Below are 5,322 nucleotides of genomic sequence, written 5' to 3' on the forward strand. Positions count from 1 at the left end.
CCACCTCGGCGATCTCGATGATCGAGATGTCGAAGGTGCCGCCGCCGAGGTCATACACAGCGATCTTGCGATCGCCCCGCTTCTTGTCGAGGCCATAGGCCAGCGCCGCAGCGGTCGGCTCGTTGATGATGCGCTTGACGTCCAGGCCCGCGATTCGGCCCGCGTCCTTGGTGGCCTGCCGCTGCGAGTCGTTGAAGTACGCCGGCACGGTGATCACGGCCTCGGTGACGGTCTCGCCCAGGTAGTCCTCGGCGGTCTTCTTCATCTTCTGCAGCACGCGGGCGGAGATCTCCGGCGGCGCCATCTTCTTGCCACGCACCTCGACCCAGGCGTCCCCGTTATCGGCCTTGATGATCTTGTAGGGGACCAGCTTGATGTCCTTCTGGACCTCCTTCTCCTCGAAGCGACGGCCAATCAGGCGCTTCACCGCGTGCAGCGTGTTCTGCGAGTTGGTCACGGCCTGGCGCTTGGCGGATTGCCCGACCAGCACCTCCCCGTCTTCGGTGAAGGCGACGATCGAGGGCGTGGTGCGGCCCCCTTCGCTGTTCTCGATCACCTTGGCCTGGCCGCCATCCATGACGGCGACACAGGAGTTGGTGGTGCCGAGGTCAATACCGATGATCTTTCCCATGGTTAAAAGCTCCTGCAATGAATTGGGTAGGCGCAGCGTTCGGCGTCCGGTCGCTGCCTGTCTGTGAGGGATATGGGGGACGAACCCGCGTTTTCAAGCATTGCCGTCGGAGGGCGCACGCGACACGATCACCATGGCAGGCCGCAGGACGCGCCCATGCAGCAGGTAACCCTTCTGCATGGTGAGCAACACGGTGTTCGGCGGGTGGTCGCGGCTCTCCTGGGTGGTCATCGCCTGGTGCCGCTCGGGATCGAAGCGTTCACCCGTCGGCTCCACCGCCTCGATGCCGAATTTCTCGAACGCCTGGTGAAAGGCCTTCAGCGTGAGTTCGGTGCCCTCGATGATGCTGCTGGCATCGTTGGTCTTGCGCGCGGCATCGAGGCCCATCTCAAGACTGTCGCAGACGTTCAGCAACTCGGCGGCAAACCGCTCCATCGCGTACTTGTGCGCGGACTCCAGCTCGCGCTCGAAGCGCCGGCGCTGGTTCTCCAACTCCGCCTGCGCGCGTAGCACCTGCTCACGGCGCTGCTCGGCCAACTCCTCGAGTTCGGCCAGACGGGCATGGATGTCCCCTGCATCTTCGGCATCTGCACCGGAAAACGCCGTCTCCGATCCGCCTTCCGGCGTGCTACGGGTCGGATCGCTGTCGTGTTCCCCGTTCTCCCGCTGATTGGACATAGGTTCCTCTTGCTGGTTGAAGAATGAAATGCGAATGCAGCGACCAATGTCGCTTCGTCATCGGGTTTTTGGGGGTTCGCCGCGGGAATTCAAGGCCGCGCCGAGAAGCCGCGCGGTAATATCGACGATCGGGATCACCCGGTCGTAGGACATTCGGGTGGGTCCCACCACACCCAACACCCCGACGATCTCTCCATCGACGCTGTACGGCGCGGTCACCACCGAGCAGTGTTCGAACCACTCCAGCCCCGACTCGCGGCCGATGAAGATCTGCACCCGGTCGGCGCGGATGCACTGATCGAGGATGGCGAGGATCTCGCGCTTCTCGTGAAATGCCTCGAGCAGCTGCCGCAGCCGATGGATGTCGGCCAGCTCATCGTAACCGAGGAGTTGCGTCTCGCCTGCGACGAGCACGTCATCCGGTTCGTCTTCGCCGATCGCCCGCTCACCGAGATCGATCGCCGCAAGCATCATCGCATCGAGGTCCCGCCGCACCGAGCGCATCTCCGCCAGCAACTGGCCCCGCACGATATGCAGACTCTGACCGGCCAGATGGGCATTCAGATAGTTGGCCATGTTCTGCAGTTCAGGCTGCGGGTAGTCGCGCTCCAGTTCCAGGACACGGTTCTGCACCTCCTTGCCGTCGATCACCAGGATCGCGAGGACCCGGCGCTCGCTCAGGCGCAGGAATTCGATCTGGCTCAGCGCCACCTGCCGGTTTCGCGGCAGCCGCACCATTCCCGCCAGGCGGGTCACGCTGGAGAGCACGCTGCCCGCCGTGTCCAGCAGGTCCTGGGTCGAGGCTCCGGGACTGAAGCGGGACTCGATGGCCTCGATCTGTTCCCGGTTGGGCACGCGGATCTCGAGCAGCGCGTCGACGAACAGGCGATATCCCGCGGCGGTCGGGATGCGGCCGGCCGAGGCGTGCGGTGCATGCACCAGTCCCATGCCCTCGAGATCGGCCATCACGTTGCGTATGGTCGCGGGGCTCACGTTGAGGCCGCTGGTACGTGCCAGCGTTCTGGATCCGACCGGCTGCCCCTCGCGGATATAGCTTTCGATCAATGTGCGCAGCAGTGTACGCGCCCGGGCATCGAGTTGTATGTCCTGCATGTTCCTTCTCTTGTCAGCGCTTCAGTCCGCCGAGTGCCAATGCAGTCTATGCCATGCCCCGATCCAGTCAAGGCCGGATCCGCCCCCCTGCAGCCAGACGCCCGTGGACCTGTCGAATCGAAGGCGGATGCGTGGGCCCACGGTTTACCGGATAATGCGCCCATGCAACGAAGCTTCAGCACCATCGGACTCGTCGGCAAATCGGCCGATTCCCGCACCGCACCGCTGGTCGCGACCCTGTTGGACGCGCTGCGCCAGCGTGGCGCCGACGTCATCCTCGAACACGGCATCGGGAATCGCGTGAACCCCGGCGCCTTCAGGATCGCCAGCCTGGAGGAGATGGCCGAGCAGGCGGACCTGGTGGTCGTGATCGGCGGCGACGGGACCCTGCTGGCCACCGCCCGCGCGGCTGCGCTGCACGAGACCCCGATGCTGGGCATCAACCTCGGCCGACTGGGATTCCTGGTGGACGTCCTGCCGGACCACGCGGTGACTGAACTGAACGCCGTGCTCGACGGGGCCTACGAACTGGAGCCCCGGGCAATGCTGGAAACGATCCTGCTCCGGGACGGCAGCCCGATCCACCAGGGGGTGGCGCTGAACGACGCGGTGCTGCACGTGCAGAATGTGATCCGCGTCATCGAGTTCGACACCTTCATCGACGGACTCGACGTGGGACGCCTGCGCGCCGACGGTCTGATCGTCGCCACGCCGACCGGCTCCACGGCCTATTCGCTGTCTGCCGGCGGTCCCATCCTGACGCCGGATCTCGATGCGATGATCATCGTCCCGATCTGCCCCCACAGTCTGAATCACCGCCCGCTGGTGGTCAGCGGCAGGGCGGTGATCGAGATCAAGCTCAGCAGCGGCAGCCGCTCGCCCGCCCAGGTGGCGCTGGACGGCCAGAAGAATCTGGACTTCGCGCCGGGTGACATCCTCCGTATTCAGCGCCGGCCGCAGTCGCTGATGCTCCTGCACCCCCGCAACCACCATTTCCTGCGCATGCTGCGGTCCAAGCTGCGCTGGGGCGAGCATCCCTGAAAGCGGGGAGCAGAGGCACGATGCTGCGGCACATCACGGTCCGGGACTTCGCCATCATCGACAATCTGGAGGTCGAACTGGGCCCCGGCATGACCGCGCTGACCGGGGAGACCGGGGCCGGAAAGTCGATCCTGATCGACGTGATCGGGCTGCTGCTGGGCGATCGCGCCGATGCCGCCAGCGTGCGTGCGGGCGCAGACCAGGCCGATCTCAGCGCCGGTTTCGAACTCTCCCCGGACCATCCGGCAGCGGCATGGCTGCGGGAACAGGCACTCGCGGACAACGTCGGCGACGATGAGGACGCGAGCGCCATCCTGCTGCGCCGCGTGATCACGGCGCAGGGCAAGAGCCGGGCATGGATCAACGGCAGCCCGGTGACGATGGCACAGTTGAAGGACCTGGGGCAGTGGCTGGTCGACATCCACGGCCAGCACGCACACCAGCAGTTCCTGCAACGGCACGCCCAGCGCGCACTCCTGGACGGTTTCGTCGACCCCGGCCTGCTTGGCCGGGTCGCCGGGGCGCATGGCACCCTGCGCGCTGCAGGCGAGCGCCTGGAGTCGGCACGCGCCCGGCTCGCCAGCGCCAGCGACCGGCTCGACCTGCTCCGGTTCCAGACCGCGGAAATCGCCGAACTGGCGCCGATTGCAGGCGAATATGCCGAAATCGCCACCGAACAGACCCTGCTGGCCCATGCCTCGGAGGTATTGATGGCGCTGCAGGACGCGCACGACACCATCGACGCCGATACCGGACTCGACCACGGCATCGGACAGGCCCTGTCGGGACTGCAGGACGCGGCGCGGCATGACCAGCGGATCCATCCGATACTCGAACTCCTGGAGTCCGCACGCATCCAGATGCAGGAGGCCAGCGACGAGTTGCGCCGCATGGCCGACCATGTGGAGATCAACCCGCAGCGCCTCGACGAGGTCGACGCCCGGATCAGCCTCTATCTCCGGCTCGCCCGCAAGCACCGGGTGGAGCCCGACGAACTGGCCGATCTGCTGCGCAGGATGGAGGAGGAACTGGAGGCACTGGACGCCGGCGACGCGGCACTGGATGCCCTCGAACGGGAACTCGCGGCCGCGCGCACCGCCTACGACGAAGCAGCTGCAGCCCTGACCCGCGCGCGCGGCAAGGCGGCCAAGCGCCTCGATACCGCAGTCACCAAGGCGATGCAGGAACTCGGCATGCCGGGTGGCCGATTCCACATCGGTCTCGAGACCCGGCCCGACGAAACGGGTCCGCACGGACAGGACCGCATCGAGTTCATGGTCGCCGCCAACCCCGGGACCGCGACCCAACCCCTGGCCCGGGTCGCCTCCGGTGGCGAACTCTCGCGCATCGGGCTCGCGCTACAGGTGCTGGCGAGCGCGGAACAGGCGGTCGATACCCTGATCTTCGACGAGGTGGACAGCGGGATCAGCGGCGCCGTCGCAGAGGTGGTCGGCTGGAAACTCCGCGGCCTCGGCGAACGCTACCAGGTCCTGTGCGTCACCCACCTGCCGCAGGTCGCGGCCCAGGCGCACCAGCAGATGCAGGTCACCAAGCACCGCGCCCGGAATCAGACGCGCACGGAAATCTCGGCACTGGACGCAGGCGCCCGCGTCGAGGCGATCGCACGCCTGCTCGGGGGCGTGGCAATGACCGAACGCAGCCTGGCACACGCCCGGGAAATGCTGGAATCCGCCTCCGACCGCAATCCCGATCCCGACCTTGCCACCGCAGACCGCTCTTGATGCCATGGAGCGCGGCGGCTTGCCGCGGCTGTGGGGAACTGGGTTATCCCCGGCGCCGAATAGCAAACTGTAGGTCGGGTTAGCCCAAAGGGCGTAACCCGACGGGCCTCGCACCCT

At 66.4% G+C, this 5,322-nt stretch carries 5 protein-coding genes; 2 read left to right on the forward strand and 3 right to left on the reverse strand.

All coding sequences use genetic code 11. The features are described 5' to 3' along the window. The 3 genes from EA346_RS07430 to hrcA all read right to left on the reverse strand — a co-directional run. A partial coding sequence (locus EA346_RS07430) for an Hsp70 family protein (protein WP_296757160.1) occupies positions 1 to 631 on the reverse strand: 631 nt, incomplete at its 3' end. Between the two features lie 93 nt (positions 632 to 724). Next, on the reverse strand, positions 725 to 1,309 hold the full coding sequence (grpE, locus tag EA346_RS07435) for a nucleotide exchange factor GrpE (protein ID WP_296757162.1): 585 nt from the start codon (positions 1,307 to 1,309) through the stop codon (positions 725 to 727). Positions 1,310 to 1,366: 57 nt separating this feature from the next. Then, the gene (gene hrcA, locus EA346_RS07440; RefSeq protein WP_296757164.1) at positions 1,367 to 2,422 is read right to left on the reverse strand and encodes a heat-inducible transcriptional repressor HrcA; all 1,056 of its coding nucleotides are present in this window, start codon (positions 2,420 to 2,422) and stop codon (positions 1,367 to 1,369) included. 162 nt (positions 2,423 to 2,584) lie between these two features. On the opposite strand from hrcA, the gene EA346_RS07445 reads away from it, so the two are divergent. Together EA346_RS07445 and recN are read left to right on the forward strand one after the other, a co-directional pair. After that, positions 2,585 to 3,463, forward strand: coding sequence for an NAD(+) kinase (locus EA346_RS07445; RefSeq protein ID WP_296757166.1), 879 nt, complete (start codon positions 2,585 to 2,587; stop codon positions 3,461 to 3,463). A gap of 20 nt (positions 3,464 to 3,483) precedes the next feature. Next, a complete protein-coding gene (gene recN, locus EA346_RS07450; protein WP_296757168.1) occupies positions 3,484 to 5,205 on the forward strand; it encodes a DNA repair protein RecN in 1,722 nt (573 codons plus the stop codon). Positions 5,206 to 5,322 lie beyond the last annotated feature (117 nt).

Source organism: Thioalkalivibrio sp. (assembly GCF_007692535.1).
Taxonomy (GTDB): Bacteria; Pseudomonadota; Gammaproteobacteria; order Ectothiorhodospirales; family Ectothiorhodospiraceae; genus Thioalkalivibrio.